The organism is Streptomyces cylindrosporus (assembly GCF_022698165.1).
GTDB lineage: Bacteria > Actinomycetota > Actinomycetes > Streptomycetales > Streptomycetaceae > Streptomyces > Streptomyces cylindrosporus.
Genome location: NZ_JALDAY010000001.1, coordinates 309,742 through 323,853, shown reverse-complemented (window position 1 = coordinate 323,853; position 14,112 = coordinate 309,742). Strand labels below are relative to the sequence as shown.

Below are 14,112 nucleotides of genomic sequence, written 5' to 3'. Positions count from 1 at the left end.
CGGACCCCCACGTGTGGATGAGGTGGACGGGCGGGTGCGGACGCCCGTGCGGCCGGTCAGCTGAGCGTGAGGGTGAGGACCCCGGAGTACGAACCCGGAGGTGTGAACGCCGGTACGTCGAGGGAGAGCCCCGCGTCCGCCGTGAACTCACCGCCGGTGAGCGTGCCGTTGGGGGTCGACGCCAGTGTCGCGCCCGCCTTGCCCACCACACCCGGCGAACCGGCCTGGCAGGTGCTCGGGCTGCCCGCCTTGGTGGCGCAGGCGGGGGTCCAACTCAGCTTCTCGGCATCGATCTTGGCGCCGGGCGCGGTGAAGTCGGTGACCTTCCCGGTCAGCGACCAGCCGGCCGGCCCGCCGCGGAAGTCCTTGACGGTGACCGTCTTCAGCGCGCCGGTCGAGGCCCCGCCCGTTCCGAAGTTCACCGCCGACAGCGCGACGGAGTCCCCGGCCTGGGACATGGACAGCGTGCCGGCGTTCACGGTCGTCGTGATCTTCTGACTGCCGTCCGGAACGGGCGTGTTGTCGATGACCGTGTACGCGGCGACCGGGGAACCGAGGGCCTCGGTCCACGCGCCGCCCTCGTACGCCACGATCCCGGTCGTCGTCTTGTCGTTGACGACGAGGGGAGCGCTGATCTTGCCGTCGGCGCCCGCGGTGGTGGTCGCGGTGTCCCCGGTCTGGCTGCCGCCGGACCGGCCGGCCAGGGTCACCGTCGCGCCCGCCGTGAACCCGGTGCCGCTGACGGTGACGCTGTCACCGGGGTTGCCGGAGGCCTTGTCGAGCGTGATGGCACGGTTGTTGACCGGTGTGCTGGTGTCCGTCGCCGTGAGGGTCTCGGAGACCGGCGCGGGCGGGTTGGTCACCGTGCACGGGGTGTCCAGCTCCAGGATGTAGCTGGTGTGGATGTTGTAGTCGCCGGGCGAGAGCGTGATCGACCCGGCGGTGGTGACCTTGAAGGTGCCGGTCATGGAGAACGACGGGAAGGCGCCGTTGCCCGGCACCGGGTCGTTCTTCTTCGGTCCCGCGACCGTGATGTCACCGGTCTGCGCCCCGCCGAGGGTGACCTTTCCGGTCGGCGTCATGATGTCGGCCGGCAGGGCGATCGCGGTGGGGTTGCTGGCGGCGGGCTTGACCACCGTGTAGGTCACGGTGACGGTGTCGCCGACGTCCGGGGTGGTGTCGCTCACCGCGATGTTGGCGGTCGTGGTGCCGTCGATCGGCGGGATGCCGGCGACCGCGGGCGGGATGCAGTGCGTGGCGAAGTCCACGTCCGTGGCGGCGCCGGCCGGGCAGGCCAGCGCACCGCCCGCGGTGACCGCGAGCGCGGTCGCCCCGAGCACGGACGCCCAGCGGCGTCTTCGGTTCTGCGTTCCCATGGGTGTGCCCCCTCTCTTCTGCGCCTCACTGGGGGCATTGATGTGTGGATCGCGTGAGAAGTCAATGGAGAGGGCGAAATGAACTGATGGACCGTCAGTTCCTGTATGGGGCCCAGGAACTGACGGTCCGTTTGCTGTGAACGAACCGGGAGCGGCTCAGTCGAAGACGAACGGGCCCGGGGACTGCGCCGCGGTCGCGGTGCAGGTGACGGTGATCCCGAAGACGGTCAGCTGCAGCGAGCCGCCGTACGCCTCCAGGCTGTCGCCGGAGGCGACGGTGCCGTCGAGGGGACCGACGGTGACGGGGTCGCCGGCCGCGATGGCCGGGTTCTCCGTGCCGGTGAAGACACTGGTCCCGCCGGTGGTGTTGTTGACGAGGGTGAGGGTGGAGGAGATCGAGTCCTCCGACAGGGCGATCGGCGCGGTGACGGCCGAGGTGACGGTGATGGTGGCCGCCGTGCCGTCCTGGGTGGCCGTGAGTGTGGCCTCACCGCTGCCGAAGCTGCCGCAGTCGGCGTTGATCGTCGCCGTGTCCGGAGTGACGGCCGCGGCCGTCGGCGCGAAGGCGAGTCCGGTGACCGCGAGGGCCCCGACCGCCAGTGCCGCACCCATACCGATGCGCTTGCGTCTCATGGGGGTTCAGCTCCCTTCCCGCAACGGGAATTTCTGGGGGGAAATGGGGGGTGGCTGGAGGTGCGCCCCGACGGAACGCCCACGGCAGGCGGGTGCGGTCGCACTGCGCGGCTCGAAATCTGACGGCCCGTCGGAACCAACGTTCCCATTGATACGCGAGGGAAGAGGAACTGCAAGCCGGAATTCCGGCCAAGTGTTACCGGGGGTATCAGCCCTGGGGCGTGGCGATCTGTGCGCGCTGCGTCGAACCCCTGTCACGAGCGCCGGAGTCCCGACGCCGGGCCCCCGGCCGACCTGCCTTTCTGCTGGGGGTCCGGGGGCCCGCGGCGAAGCCGCTGATGTCACAGCCCCCGGAATGATGCACCGGGGGTATCAGCCTGCGGTCACGGTGGTACGTACATTGCCGTCGACCCCCGCCAGCAGCACGGGAGTCCCCGCGCCGCCCAGGTCCCGGACGGCCGCGCGGTCCTCCTCCGTGACCGATTCCGCCTCGGTCACCACGGCCGCCGCCTCCAGCGACTTCGCGCCGGACGCCACCGCCATCGCGACCGCCGTGCGCAGCGCGCTCAGCTTCAGTGACGGCAGCTCGACGCTCCCGGCGACATACGTACGTCCCGTCTCGTCCCGTACGGCCGCCCCCTCGGGCACACCGTTGCGGGCCCGCGCGGAACGGGCCAGGGTGACGATCTTGCGGTCCTCGGGGTCGAGCGCGCTGCTGTCGGTCATGAGCCGAGCATACGTACCGGTGGGACCGCTATCCGGCCACGGGGTACATCGCCTCCGGGGAAGCGAGCCACTCCAGCTCGGCCGCCTCGACCGCAGCCCCTCGCCCATGCCCCGTCTGCCCGGCGCGACCTCGGGCGCGGGCGGGTTCAGCCCGGCCGGTACAGGTGCCGCCGCTCGGCGTCACCCATCCGTAGCACCCGCACGACCGAGTCGGGGCCGCGCGACGACACTGAGATGGCCCGCCCCACGGGGCGGGCCATCGCTTCACAGGTCTGTCGTCGTCCTCCCGGAGGGCGGGAGGTCCGAGACCGTGCCGAGAAATCCCTCCCAGGCGGCCGGTGTGAACGCTACCACCGGACCCGGCCGGTTCTTGGAGTCGCGAACCAGCACGGTACGGCCGGTCCAGGCGACTTCCACGCAGTCCTTGTCGCCTCCAGTGCTCGTGCTCCCCTTGCGCCACGACCATGAGCCACCCACGCCGTCCCCTCCAACCTGGGTGTGGACACGTAGCACCTCTTCCAGAATAGCCGCGCGCGATACGGATATGACTGAGAAGTTTCCCGCCAAGTTCCGCGAATGAAAAGGTATGCACTACTCCGTTTCCGCGAGCAGACTCACCAGGTCATCTCGCCCCTCCCCCAGCCGGCCGGCGAGGCGGAGCAGCAGAGTGTCCACGTCATCCTTGACGGCCGCGTCCTCCAGCTCCCAGAAACTCTCCAAGTAACGCCCGGTCTCCTCCGGGGAGTTGCTCAGGTACGAGTCGCCGCGGGGGTTCTCCAGATAGATCGAGTCCGGCATCTCCTCGGCCTCGAACTCGAAGAGCGTGAAGGGACCCTGCATGCCCGGGTGCGCGCCGACGCTGAACGGGAGGATCTGGATGCTGACCCGCGGACCGGCCGCGAGTTCCGCCAGCCTCTCCAGCTGGGTGCGCATCACACCACGGCCGCCGACCTGCCTGCGGACCACCGACTCGTCGATGACGAAGAACAGTTGGGAGCCCTCGTCCCCCTGAAGCAGGTCCTGGCGGGCGAGCCGGCCTTCGATGTACCGGTCCATCAGTTCTTCGGACATGCCCTGGCTGTAGGAGCTCATCACGGCGCGCGCGTACTCCTCGGTCTGCAACAGCCCAGGAACGACCAGGGGGTTGAAGTTACGGATGATCGAGGCCGACGACTCCAGCGCCAGATACTGGAGGAACTCCTTGGAGTAGATGTCACGGAATTCGGTGAACGGCATCTTCCGGCTGCCCCGGGCCAGATCGAGCAGTGTCTCGATCTTCCGTCGGTCCGTGATGTCGTAAGTCGTCAGCAGCGGCCGGAGATCGTTCACCGAGATGCCGACCTCGCCGGCCTCAATGCGGATCAACTTGGAGGGGCTCCACTCCATCTTCTGCGCAACCTCGCGCTGCGTCAGACCGGCCTTGATCCTGGCCTTGCGGAGTTCCGTACGGAGTCGCAGCCGCTGCAGGGCCGCGCTCGGCGCACCAGGCGCACTCATGATTGGTCTACCCCCAATGGGACCACTCGGTTTGCAACATAGCAGATTGACGTGCTACTCATCGACACCTCTCCCTAGGGAACTTTTCACCGGGAGCGACACAGACCTCCCAGGCCCTGCACGTGCAGCGGCACGTGCGAGCAGTCGAAGTGCTATGTCGCAACTGGCTGCCAACCTATCTGAGAACACACTTAGCGGATGCAGCCGTTAGGGCTATTCACCCGACTGCGAGCCAGCTACGCTGGTTCGGAGGTACGTTGTCGACTTGACGGCACCTCAACTCCGGTTCGCCCGAAGGAGGTTCGGTCACACATGTGGACCGCCGCGGTGTCCACAAGGTGTGGGACCACTGGAAGGAGGACAGGCCCCATGGCCACAGAGCCGGAGGGGCGCCGTAGCACGTGGACCGAACGGGTGACGAACGTCGTCCCGTGGATCACCCTCATCGTGCTGATCTACAAGATCGCCGAAGAGGTGCTCCGCCACGTGTGACGCAAGCGACCCCGGCTGAAAGAAGCCGGGGCCGGATGAGCGAGCGCCAGTAGAAGCAGGCTCCACTCCGAGTGTGCTTGGACCGCGTACAAGGAGTGGGCCTGTTAAGGACCCGCTGAACTCTCTATTCTGCCGCGATCCTTCGCGCCTGGCGAGGTCTCGGCATCACTTCCGTCGATGCACGGATTCACTTCCGGTCGAGCCGCAGCCGCTCCGCGCGCGGCAGCCCCGCCACCACGAGGTCGTACGAGTCCTCGATGAGCTCGCGCACCAGCCGGTCGGACAGCCCGCCGTCGACGGTGACGGTGTTCCAGTGCCGCTTGTTCATGTGATACCCGGGAACGATCAGGCCCGGGTGATCGGCCCGCAGCCGGACCGCGTCCTCGGGATCGCACTTGAGGTTGACGGTCAGAGGCCGCGCCCCGAGATTCGACAGAGCGAACAGCTTGCCCAGCACCTTGAAGACGGACGTCTCCGGGTTGAACGGAAAGTCCTCCACGACGGCATTGAAGGACAGACAGAATCCGCGCAGCTCCTCAGGGGTCATACGGGGGTCTCCTCACCGGTCTCCGGGCGGCCGTGCGCGCAGTCGACCTCGTCACCGAGGAGGTCGGTCACATACCCGTGTCCGCCGACGTGCACGGTCACCACCGCGGGTTCGTGCTCGACCTCGAAGGGTTCGTCGTCCTCGCCGAAGCCGTACGTCACGACCACGAACGTCTCTCCGGGGCGCAGCCAGTGGTCGCTGCCGTACGGCTCCAGGATCAGTTCCAGCATGTCCGTGCCCCGGTTGCTCACCCGCATCCGGGCCACCGGACCCCCGCCGGACTCCGTCACTCCTCTTTCGCCTCCTCCGCGGGCGGATCCGTCGGGCCCAGGGGCTCGACCAGGACCGTGACGATCTTGTTGCGGCGGCCGGAGCCGGCCTCCGCGGTCAGGCGGAGCTCGCGGCCGTCGGGGAGTTCCACGACGCTCGACGCCTCGGCGATGGGGACCCGGCCCAGGGCCTTCGCGAGGAGGCCGCCGACCGTCTCCACGTCCTCGTCGTCGTACTCGTCGAGGCCGTACAGCTCGCCCAGGTCCGTGATGTCGAGGCGGGCCGTGACGCGGTAGCGGTCGTCGCCGAGGTCCTCCACCGGCGGGAGTTCACGGTCGTACTCGTCGGTGATCTCGCCGACGATCTCCTCCAGGATGTCCTCGATGGTGACGATCCCGGCCGTGCCGCCGTACTCGTCGATGACCACGGCGACGTGGTTGCGCTCCTGCTGCATCTCGCGCAGCAGGTCACCGGCGTTCTTCGTGTCGGGCACGAACGCGGCAGGCCGCATGGCCGTCGAGACCAGCTCGGACTCGGCGTCGCGGCTGATGTGCGTCTTGCGGGCCAGGTCCTTGAGGTACACGATCCCGACGATGTCGTCCTCGCTCTCCCCGGTGACCGGGATGCGCGAGAAGCCCGAGCGGAGCGCGAGGGTGAGGGCCTGGCGGATGGTCTTGTAGCGCTCGATGACGATCAGGTCGGTGCGCGGAACCATGACCTCCCGTACGAGGGTGTCGCCCAGCTCGAAGACCGAGTGCACCATCCGGCGCTCCTCGTCCTCGATCAGCGACTCCTTCTCGGCGAGGTCCACCAGCGCCCGCAGCTCCGCCTCGGAGGCGAACGGGCCGCGGCGGAAGCCCTTGCCGGGGGTCAGCGCGTTACCGATCAGGATCAGCAGGTTCGGGATCGGGCCCATGATCCGGGCCAGCGGCAGCAGCACGTACGCCGCCGCCGTCGCGGTGTTCAGCGGATGCTGCCGGCCGATGGTGCGCGGCGAGACACCGACGGCGACGTACGAGACGAGCACCATCACGCCGATCGCCGCGAGCAGGGCACGGGTGGTGCCGGAGAACTGCTGGAGACAGGCGTACGTCACCATCGCCGCGGCCGCCATCTCGCAGGCGACGCGGACCAGCAGGGCGACGTTGAGGTAGCGGGTGGGGTCGGCGGCGACCTGCGCCAGCTTCGCGCTGCCGCGCCGCCCGGACCGTACCGCCTCCTCGGCGCGGAAGCTGGAGACACGGGCGAGACCCGCCTCCGCGCAGGCGGCCAGCCACGCCACAACGACCAGGGCGATGGCGCCCGCGACGATCTGAGGACTCATGAGGCGGCTCTACGAGACGGTGGGAGCCGGGGACGGGCCGGTCAGGCCCTTCTCGGCCCGCCAGCCGTCCACGATGGCCGCCTGCAGACCGAACATCTCGGCCTTCTCGTCGGGCTCCTCGTGGTCGTACCCGAGGAGATGCAGCACTCCGTGGACGGTGAGCAGCTGGAGCTCCTCGTCCATGGAGTGCTGGGTCTCGGCTTCCTCGCCCTGCTTCTTTGCGACCTCGGGACACAGCACGATGTCCCCGAGCAGCCCCTGCGGCGGCTCCTCGTCGTCCTTGCCGGGCGGGCGCAGCTCGTCCATCGGGAAGGACATGACGTCCGTCGGCCCCGGCAGGTCCATCCACTGGATGTGCAGCTGCTCCATGGCGTCGGCGTCCACGACGATCACCGAGAGCTCGGAGAGCGGGTGGATGCGCATCCGCGCGAGCGCGTAACGGGCGATGTCGAGGATCGCCTGCTCGTCGACCTCGGTTCCGGACTCGTTGTTGACGTCGATCGACATGGTGCTGGCTTGTCTACTTCCGCTTGTTGCGGCCGCCCTTGTGGGTGCCGTTCTCCGTGCCGTGCTTGCTGTCGTACTTCTCGTACGCGTCGACGATACGGCCGACGAGCTTGTGCCGTACGACGTCCTGCGACGACAGGCGGGAGAAGTGCACGTCGTCGAGCCCCTCCAGGATGTCCTGGACCTGCCGCAGCCCCGACTTCGTCCCGTTCGGCAGGTCGACCTGCGTCACGTCACCCGTGATCACGATCTTCGAGTCGAAGCCGAGCCGGGTGAGGAACATCTTCATCTGCTCGGGCGAGGTGTTCTGGGCCTCGTCGAGGATGATGAAGGCGTCATTGAGGGTGTTGTGGGTCAGCAGGTAGTCCTGGGTGACGTAGAGGGAGTCCTCGGCGGCCACCTGGATACAGACGGTCTCCTCCCTGCCCGCGGGCTCGATGCTGTCGATGAACCGCATCGGGCGTCCGCCGCCTCCGGCCGCGTGGTACTTGTCGCGCTTGCGGGCGAGGCGGAAGGGCTCGATGCCTTCGGGGAGGCGGATGTCGACGACGTGGCTGTCGTGACGGTGAGCCGCAAGGGCGGTCCCCTGCTTGCGGTCCTGAGCGAGACGGCGCCGAGTGTAGGCAACGCCACCGAGCGACTGGACCAGGGCGATGATGTCGTCCCGCAGGAGAATTGACGCGGTCGAGAACTGAACCCGGCAGGTGCGGTCCTTCTGTGTGACCGGTCCGCCGTCGGAGTCGAGCAGGCCCTGGAGAACGGCCAGCCGCACCTCGGCAGAGTTGTACAGGTAGTCATCCGGGACGAACTTGGTGTGCGAGCGCGTCCGCAGCAGATCCAGCTCACGCAGGACTCGCGTGACCGGATTCTCCAGCGTGACCACATCGCCGGGGGACTTGATCCGGTTGAGGACGTAGTCGGGCCCGCCCTTGTGCCGGACCGTGACGCCGGGCAGTCCGGCCTCCAGGGCCTCCGCCAGCTCACGATCCTCCGTCGCGAAGGACGGCGTGGTGGAACCCGTGAGGCAGCCATCGCCCAGCAGCAGTCCCAGCGCGTACGGGTCCATGGGAACCTCACGCTCGGGGAACTCCACGGGCGCGGTGAGCATGGGCAGCTCGTACCGGCGATAGTGCGCCGCCCGGAGGTTGCCGATCATCTCCTGGGTCTCCAGAACCCGCCACGGCTTGTCACGGCGCGCGTCATCACGGGTCCGGACCGTCCACAGGTGCTCACCGCAGGCCAGGGTCCAGGAACCGTCCTGGGCCGTGACGCGGTAGATGTCCCGCTCGCCCTGCGGATAGACGCCGAGGACCGGGGTCGGCTCGCCATTGGAGCCAATCACCAGGTCACCGACCTGAAGGTCGCCGATGGGGCGCCAGCCGTCCGGCGTAAGGACGTTCGTGAACACGGGTTGGCTGCGGCCACGCATATATGCCAGCGGCGCCACCTCGATCGTCCCCGCCGCCATCAGCCGTGGGATCGAGTCCGGGTCCAGCATGTCGTGCAGCGCGTCGTACAGCGGGCGCAGGTACGGGTCGATCTTCTCGTAGAGCGTGCCCGGCAGGAAGCCGAGGCGCTCTCCCGCCTCCACGGCGGGGCGGGTCAGGATGATGCGGTTGACCTGCTTGGACTGGAGGGCCTGCACCGCCTTGGCCATGGCGAGGTAGGTCTTGCCGGTACCGGCGGGGCCGATGCCGAAGACGATCGTGTGCTTGTCGATCGCGTCGACGTACCGCTTCTGGTTCAGGGTCTTGGGGCGGATCGTGCGACCGCGCGAGGAGAGGATGTTCTGGGTGAGGACCTCGGCCGGGGTCTCCTGGCCGTCGTTCGTCCCGTTCTCACTCGCTCTGAGCATCGCGATCGAGCGTTCCACTGCGTCCTCCGTCATCGGCTGTCCGGTGCGGAGCACCAGCATCATCTCGTCGAACAGGCGCTGGACGATGGCGACTTCAGCGGCGTCGCCGACCGCGCTGATCTCATTGCCCCGGACGTGGATGTCGGCCGCCGGGAAGGCCTTCTCGATCACGCGCAGGAGGGAGTCGCCGGAACCCAGCACGGTGACCATCGGGTGCTGGGCAGGGACCGTGAACTGTGCTCTCGCCTGCCCCTGCGCGGGGGTGTGAGCTGTGGGTGTCTGAGTCATGGGCCGGCTCTGTAGGCCTTGCTCGTCCTCCTGAAAACGGCACGCTGCCCCGGTGGGCCGCCTGGCGGTTTCAAGGGTACGCCGGGGGACTGACAACGCCGTAGGACTTTTCACGGCCCCAGCCACGGTCCCGGTTGCGGCCTCGGTCGCGGCCCGGGGAACTCCGGCCTACGCGCCTACGCGCCTACGCGGACCTGAACCCGATCGTCGGCACCGCCCGCCGCAGCGGCCACGGTCTCGCCGCCGTCTCCTCCGGGACCAGGTCGTCCAGGAACGCGTACCGCCGCAGCGCGGCCGGCTCCTGGCTCTCCACCGACTGCACCTTGCGCCACCAGGCCCCGATCTCCGACCAGCCGGGCGCCGACAGCGAGCCGCCGAACTCCTGGACCGACAGCGCCGCCGTCAGCCCCGCGAAGGCCAGCCGGTCGGCCAGCGGCCAGTCGGCGAGCGTGCCGGTGACGAAGCCCGCCACGAAGACGTCGCCGGCGCCGGTCGGGTCGAGGGCCGCCACCTCGATGGCGGGGACCTCGGCGCTCTCGCCGGTGCGCCGGTCCACGGCGTACGCGCCCTCGGCACCCAGGGTGACGACGGCGAGCGGTACGTGCTCGGTGAGGGCGTGGGCGGCGGCGCGCGGGGAGCTCGCGCCGGTGTACCGCATCGCCTCCTCCGCGTTCGGCAGGAAGGCCTCGCAGTGCTCCAGGTCGGCGAGGCCGGCCAGGTCCCAGGCGCCGGTGTCGTCCCAGCCGACGTCGGCGAAGACGCGGGTGCCCCTGCTCGCGGCCTGGGCGATCCAGGGGGCGCGCTTGCCAGGCGTGAGGGAGGCGATGGCGGCACGCGCGCGGGGCGGGCAGTCGGGGGCGGGCTCCTCCGGGGGCGGCTCGTGGCCGTGGGAGACCATCGTGCGCTCGCCCTCGTACGCCATCGAGACGGTGACCGGGGAGTGCCAGCCGGGCACGGTGCGCGAGGTGGCGAGGTCGATGTGCTCGCCGGTCTCCAGGGCGTCCCAGCAGTACTCGCCGTAGTGGTCGTCGCCGAAGGCCGCCGCGAGGGACGTCTTCAGGCCGAGCCGGGCCAGTGCGGTGGCCATGTTGGCGACGCCGCCGGGGCTGGAGCCCATCCCGCGCGCCCAGGACTCGGTGCCGCGCACGGGGGCGGAGTCGAGGCCGGTGAAGATGATGTCGAGGAAGACCGTGCCGGTCAGGTACACGTCCCAGGGGGGATCGTCCGGTGTGCGCAGGGCGGCGAGCGGGTCGACCTGGACCTGGCAGGCCGCTCCCTCGGCGGCGGACGACGGTCCCTTCCCGGTGGACGCGCTCGACGGGATCACGGTGCACTCCCTGGATGGTGCGGATCAGGCCAGTGTGCACCACCCCACTGACAACCGGCCGTCACGCACGCCGCGGCGGACGGCGTTCACCAGCGGGGCACCGTCGGCGTCACCCACTGCGGATCGGCCACCCGCATCGCCGCCGCGTCGTCGCGTTCGCGCAGCGACCCGTCGTCGTCGAGCCACCGCTGGTGCAGGACCCGCAGCTTCTCGCGGTCGAGTTCGACGCCGAGACCCGGCGCGTCCAAGACAGTCACCCTGCCGTCCTCGAAGGTGAGCCGGGACGTCAGCACGTCCTCCGACTGCCAGGGATAGTGCGAGTCGCAGGCGTGGTGGAGGTCGGGGACGGTGGACGCGACGTGAGTCATCGCGGCCAGGCTGATCCCCAGGTGGGTGTTGGAGTGCATGGACACGCCGACCCCGAACGTCCGGCAGATCGCGGCGAGTTGCTGGGTGTTGCGCAGGCCGCCCCAGTAGTGGTGGTCGGAGAGCACGACCTGCACGGCGTCCTTGACGAACGCCTCCTTGATCTCGGCGAAGGTCGTCACGCACATGTTGGTCGCGAGCGGCACGCCGGTGGCGGCGGAGACCTCGGCCATGGCGGGGGTGCCGAGCGCCGGGTCCTCCAGGTACTCCAGGACGTCCCCGAGTTCCTTGGCCACCTTCAGCGAAGTCTCCACGGACCAGGCGCCGTTGGGGTCGAGCCGGAGCGGATGCCCGGGAAAGGCCTCCGCAAGCGCCCGCACCGCGGCGATCTCCTCGTCCGGCGGGAAGACTCCGCCCTTGAGCTTGAACGAGGTGAACCCGTACCGCTCCTTGAACAGCCGCGCCTGCGCCACCACCCCCGCCGGATCGACCGCGGCCCCCCAGTCGTCCTTCTCGCTCGCCACGCCCTCGGGGTGGTCGGCCCACTTGTAGAACAGGTACGCGCTGTACTCGACCGCGTCCCGGACCTTGCCGCCGAGCAGCGCGTGCACGGGCAGCCCGAGTGCCTTGCCGAGGGCGTCGAGGCAGGCGACCTCGAAGCCGGAGACGACGGACAGGCGGAGCTTGTCGGCGGTCTGGACACCGCGCAGCCCGCCGACGTCGACCTGTCCGGAGACCCGGGCGTCGTCGACGGCGACCTCGTCGGCGACCGTGAACAGCCCATTCAGATCACTGACTTGACGACCTTTCAGCTTCTCGGCGAACGGCCGGGCGAGTTCCAGGTACTTGGTGTCCCCGTACGTCTCCCCGACGCCCGTGACCCCGTCGGCCGTCTCGACCTCGACGATCAGCCGGGGCGTGTACGGCTGGTGCACGCCCTGCGTGTTGAGCAGCGGCGGGTCGGCGACCAGGATCGGGGTCAGCCGTACGTCGGTGATCGTGAGGTTCACGGTCGGGCTCCTACGAGGTCGAGGCCGGTGGCGAGCAGGGACTCCAGTTCGGCCAGGTCGGCGGGGGACGGGTCGGTGAGCGGTGCGCGGACCGGGCCGACGGGTCGGCCACGGAGCCGGGCCGCCGCCTTGACCAGGGAGACCGCGTATCCCGGTACCCGGTCGCGGAGTTCGACCAGCGGGACGTAGAAGTCGCGCAGGAGCCGGTCCAGGGTCTTGTCGTCGCCGGCCCTCAGTGCGGCGAAGAAGGTGTTGGCGATCTCGGGTGCGAAGGCGTGCACGGCGGAGGAGTAGGCGGGGACGCCGACGGTGGCGTAGGCGCGGGCCTGGATCTCGGCGGTGGCGGCGCCGTTGAAGAAGAGGAAGCCCTCGGGGGCGGCCAGGGTGAGGCGCTGGAGCCGGTCGAGGTCGCTGTGGCCGTCCTTGAGGCCGATGACGTTCGGGAGTGCGGCGATGCGCCTCAACGAGGCTGCCGTATAGGCGACTTGGCCGCGCTGGTAGGCGATGAGCGGGAGCCGGGTGCGGGCGGCGAGCTGCTCCAGTTGGGCGACCAGGCCCTCCTGCGGGGCGGCGACCAGATAGTGCGGCAGCACCAGCAGGGCGTCGGCGCCGGCCTCCTCGGCGATGCGCGCGAAACGGGCGGCCTGCGCCCAGCCGTACCCGACCCCCGCGACGACGGGCACCCGCCCGCCCGCCTCCTCGACGGCGATGGTCACCACCTGCCGGTACTCGTCCTCGTCCAGCGAGAAGAACTCACCGGTGCCGCAGGCCGGGAAGACCGCGCCGGGCCCGGTGGCGAGCTGCGCGGCGGCATGGGCGCGGAAGCCCTCGGGGTCGAGGGAGCCGTCGTCGTGGAAGGAGGTCAGCGGGAAGGAGAGCACGCCGTTCGCCATCCCGTCCCGCAGCCTGCCCGCGGTCGTCTCCGCCGCACCGGCCATGAGGTCTCCCCATATAGATGTCATCTACGTATGAAGACAGAGCCTAGATATGCGAACCACGACAGTCAACGGGCGCGCACCGGCCGACTACCATCGCCCCATGTCGGAGACAGGTGGCGGCGTCCGTGAGGTGAAGTCGGCCGCGCGGACGGTGGAACTGCTGGAACTGCTGGCCGCGCGCGGCGACCGGCCCGCCCGGCTGCAGGAACTGGCGGACGCGCTGGGCGTGCCCCGCAGCTCGATGTACGCGCTGCTGCAGACCCTGATCGGCCGGGGCTGGGTGCGCACGGACATCACCGGCTCCCTCTACGGCATCGGCATCCACGCCCTGCTGACCGGCACCAGCTATCTGGACTCCGACCCGCGGGTACGGGCCGTACGCCCCTACCTCGACGAGGCGTCGGAGGCGCTCGGCGAGACGATCCACATGGGCCGCCTGGACGGCCGGGACGTGGCGTACCTGGCGACCCGCGAGTCGCACGAGTACCTGCGCACGATCAGCCGCGTCGGCCGCCGCCTCCCGGCCCACGTGGGCGCGCTGGGCAAGGCGCTGCTGGCCGAGCGCCCCGACACGGAGCTGCCCGAGGGCCCGTACGAGTCCCTCACCCCCAACACCCGTACGACCCGTGAGTCCCTCGCCGCCGACCTCGCGTCGGTGCGCACGCGCGGCTACTCGGTCGACCGCGAGGAGGGCGTCCTCGGCATCGTCGGCTTCGGCTTCGCGCTGCGTTACGAGACTCCGGCGCAGGACGCGATCAGCTGCTCGGTGCCCGTGGCCCGGCTGACCCCGGAGCACGAGGAGCGGATCGTGGCGGTCATGCGGGAGATCAGGGCGAAGATCGAGGCGACGGCCCCGGGAGCGGGCGGCTCGGCCCACTGGCGTTAGCCCACGGTCCCACGGCTGTTGACGCGCGCTTCTACCCGGCCCCTCTCACCCCAAACGCAACGTGTGCCAC

At 69.7% G+C, this 14,112-nt stretch carries 15 protein-coding genes; 2 read left to right on the top strand and 13 right to left on the bottom strand.

The genetic code is table 11. From position 1 onward, the window contains the following. Positions 1–56: 56 nt before the first annotated feature. From MQP27_RS01375 to MQP27_RS01350, 5 genes are all read right to left on the bottom strand, one after another. Positions 57–1,376 (bottom strand): beta-xylosidase, encoded by a 1,320-nt coding sequence (locus MQP27_RS01375; protein WP_242759536.1) that lies wholly within the window; start codon positions 1,374–1,376, stop codon positions 57–59. A gap of 156 nt (positions 1,377–1,532) precedes the next feature. Beyond that, complete coding sequence (locus MQP27_RS01370) at positions 1,533–2,009, bottom strand: hypothetical protein (RefSeq protein ID WP_242759533.1); 477 nt, start codon at positions 2,007–2,009, stop codon at positions 1,533–1,535. A gap of 372 nt (positions 2,010–2,381) precedes the next feature. Continuing rightward, a complete protein-coding gene (locus tag MQP27_RS01365; RefSeq protein ID WP_242759529.1) occupies positions 2,382–2,735 on the bottom strand; it encodes a cytidine deaminase-like protein in 354 nt (117 codons plus the stop codon). Positions 2,736–2,999: 264 nt separating this feature from the next. Then, entirely contained in the window at positions 3,000–3,212 is a 213-nt protein-coding gene (locus MQP27_RS51325) for a DUF397 domain-containing protein (protein ID WP_242759527.1), read from the bottom strand. A 114-nt stretch (positions 3,213–3,326) separates the two neighbouring features. Beyond that, complete coding sequence (locus MQP27_RS01350) at positions 3,327–4,232, bottom strand: helix-turn-helix domain-containing protein (protein ID WP_242759526.1); 906 nt, start codon at positions 4,230–4,232, stop codon at positions 3,327–3,329. A gap of 369 nt (positions 4,233–4,601) precedes the next feature. Between MQP27_RS01350 and MQP27_RS50800 the strand changes: the two genes are divergently transcribed. Further along, positions 4,602–4,724, top strand: a complete 123-nt coding sequence (locus MQP27_RS50800; protein WP_278195544.1) for a hypothetical protein — start codon at positions 4,602–4,604, stop codon at positions 4,722–4,724. A 187-nt stretch (positions 4,725–4,911) separates the two neighbouring features. On the opposite strand, the gene MQP27_RS01345 is transcribed toward MQP27_RS50800, so the two are convergent. The 8 genes from MQP27_RS01345 to MQP27_RS01310 form a co-directional block, all read right to left on the bottom strand. After that, positions 4,912–5,271 (bottom strand): MmcQ/YjbR family DNA-binding protein, encoded by a 360-nt coding sequence (locus tag MQP27_RS01345; RefSeq protein WP_242759512.1) that lies wholly within the window; start codon positions 5,269–5,271, stop codon positions 4,912–4,914. Continuing rightward, positions 5,268–5,561, bottom strand: coding sequence for a hypothetical protein (locus MQP27_RS01340; RefSeq protein WP_242759510.1), 294 nt, complete (start codon positions 5,559–5,561; stop codon positions 5,268–5,270). Before MQP27_RS01340 ends, MQP27_RS01345 begins: the two co-directional genes overlap by 4 nt. Further along, positions 5,558–6,865, bottom strand: coding sequence for a hemolysin family protein (locus MQP27_RS01335; protein ID WP_242759507.1), 1,308 nt, complete (start codon positions 6,863–6,865; stop codon positions 5,558–5,560). Before MQP27_RS01335 ends, MQP27_RS01340 begins: the two co-directional genes overlap by 4 nt. A 9-nt stretch (positions 6,866–6,874) precedes the next feature. After that, positions 6,875–7,372: an rRNA maturation RNase YbeY gene (gene ybeY, locus MQP27_RS01330; RefSeq protein ID WP_242759497.1), complete on the bottom strand. Its 498-nt coding sequence runs from the start codon at positions 7,370–7,372 to the stop codon at positions 6,875–6,877. Between the two features lie 13 nt (positions 7,373–7,385). Continuing rightward, positions 7,386–9,515: a PhoH family protein gene (locus MQP27_RS01325; RefSeq protein ID WP_242759488.1), complete on the bottom strand. Its 2,130-nt coding sequence runs from the start codon at positions 9,513–9,515 to the stop codon at positions 7,386–7,388. Between the two features lie 184 nt (positions 9,516–9,699). Continuing rightward, positions 9,700–10,842: a carbohydrate kinase family protein gene (locus MQP27_RS01320; RefSeq protein WP_242759485.1), complete on the bottom strand. Its 1,143-nt coding sequence runs from the start codon at positions 10,840–10,842 to the stop codon at positions 9,700–9,702. Between the two features lie 86 nt (positions 10,843–10,928). Then, a complete protein-coding gene (locus MQP27_RS01315; protein WP_242759482.1) occupies positions 10,929–12,218 on the bottom strand; it encodes a glucarate dehydratase family protein in 1,290 nt (429 codons plus the stop codon). Then, positions 12,215–13,156, bottom strand: a complete 942-nt coding sequence (locus MQP27_RS01310) for a 5-dehydro-4-deoxyglucarate dehydratase (protein ID WP_242759479.1) — start codon at positions 13,154–13,156, stop codon at positions 12,215–12,217. The genes MQP27_RS01315 and MQP27_RS01310 overlap by 4 nt, the downstream gene beginning before the upstream one ends. Before the next feature lie 100 nt (positions 13,157–13,256). Here MQP27_RS01310 and MQP27_RS01305 point away from each other — a divergent pair, with 100 nt between their 5' ends. Continuing rightward, positions 13,257–14,042: an IclR family transcriptional regulator gene (locus MQP27_RS01305; RefSeq protein ID WP_242759476.1), complete on the top strand. Its 786-nt coding sequence runs from the start codon at positions 13,257–13,259 to the stop codon at positions 14,040–14,042. Positions 14,043–14,112: the final 70 nt, after the last annotated feature.

Bases quoted from the DNA above. Each gene is read 5' to 3' on its own strand.
- MQP27_RS01345 (WP_242759512.1), bottom strand. From the start codon at position 5,271: ATGACCCCTGAGGAGCTGCGCGGATTCTGTCTGTCCTTCAATGCCGTC.
- MQP27_RS01310 (WP_242759479.1), bottom strand. From the start codon at position 13,156: ATGGCCGGTGCGGCGGAGACGACCGCGGGCAGGCTGCGGGACGGGATG.
- MQP27_RS01365 (WP_242759529.1), bottom strand. From the start codon at position 2,735: ATGACCGACAGCAGCGCGCTCGACCCCGAGGACCGCAAGATCGTCACC.
- MQP27_RS01305 (WP_242759476.1), top strand. From the start codon at position 13,257: ATGTCGGAGACAGGTGGCGGCGTCCGTGAGGTGAAGTCGGCCGCGCGG.
- ybeY (WP_242759497.1), bottom strand. From the start codon at position 7,372: ATGTCGATCGACGTCAACAACGAGTCCGGAACCGAGGTCGACGAGCAG.
- MQP27_RS50800 (WP_278195544.1), top strand. From the start codon at position 4,602: ATGGCCACAGAGCCGGAGGGGCGCCGTAGCACGTGGACCGAACGGGTG.
- MQP27_RS01350 (WP_242759526.1), bottom strand. From the start codon at position 4,232: ATGAGTGCGCCTGGTGCGCCGAGCGCGGCCCTGCAGCGGCTGCGACTC.
- MQP27_RS01375 (WP_242759536.1), bottom strand. From the start codon at position 1,376: ATGGGAACGCAGAACCGAAGACGCCGCTGGGCGTCCGTGCTCGGGGCG.
- MQP27_RS01370 (WP_242759533.1), bottom strand. From the start codon at position 2,009: ATGAGACGCAAGCGCATCGGTATGGGTGCGGCACTGGCGGTCGGGGCC.
- MQP27_RS01335 (WP_242759507.1), bottom strand. From the start codon at position 6,865: ATGAGTCCTCAGATCGTCGCGGGCGCCATCGCCCTGGTCGTTGTGGCG.
- MQP27_RS01325 (WP_242759488.1), bottom strand. From the start codon at position 9,515: ATGACTCAGACACCCACAGCTCACACCCCCGCGCAGGGGCAGGCGAGA.